This window comes from Jiangella endophytica (assembly GCF_003427025.1).
GTDB classification, from domain to species: Bacteria; Actinomycetota; Actinomycetes; order Jiangellales; family Jiangellaceae; genus Jiangella; species Jiangella endophytica.
The window spans coordinates 1-424 of the sequence record NZ_QVAI01000072.1 but is presented as its reverse complement, the minus strand read 5'-3'; the positions used below and the strand labels follow the sequence as shown (position 1 = coordinate 424).

Sequence of the window (424 nt, the reverse complement as noted above, 5' to 3'; positions counted from 1 at the left end):
GCGGTAGGACTCGCGTACCAGCCCGCGCCGCCGCAGAACCGGTACGACGAGTTCCACGAAGTCGCGCAGGGAGTCGAAGCTGACGTTCTGGCTCAGGTTGAAGCCGTCGATCTCGGCGCGAGCGGCCACCCGTTCCAGGGCGGTCGCGACCTCCTCCGGACCACCGACGATCCGGAAGTCGCTCGGCTCGCTCCGGCGCGGCACCGGCTTCGACTGGAGGTCGCGGACGGTCTGGCCGGGCCGCCGGCCGCGGATGAGCATCCGGTACGCGGCCTCGGCCTCGGATCCGGTCGCGACGTCGTATCACGATGTGGATCACTGATTGTATTCCTAGCGGGTTGATAGGAAATTGGACGACATGTACAGGCTGCTGCTCACCCAGCGACGCGCGGTCGATCTCATGCGCATCGCCAGCCAGCTCTGT

At 67.0% G+C, this 424-nt stretch carries 1 pseudogene; it reads right to left on the bottom strand.

Features of this window, described 5'->3' with window-relative positions:
• Positions 1-261 (bottom strand): annotated as a pseudogene (locus tag DZA62_RS35310) (LLM class flavin-dependent oxidoreductase); the annotation flags it as partial.
• Between the last annotated feature and the right edge of the window lie 163 nt (positions 262-424).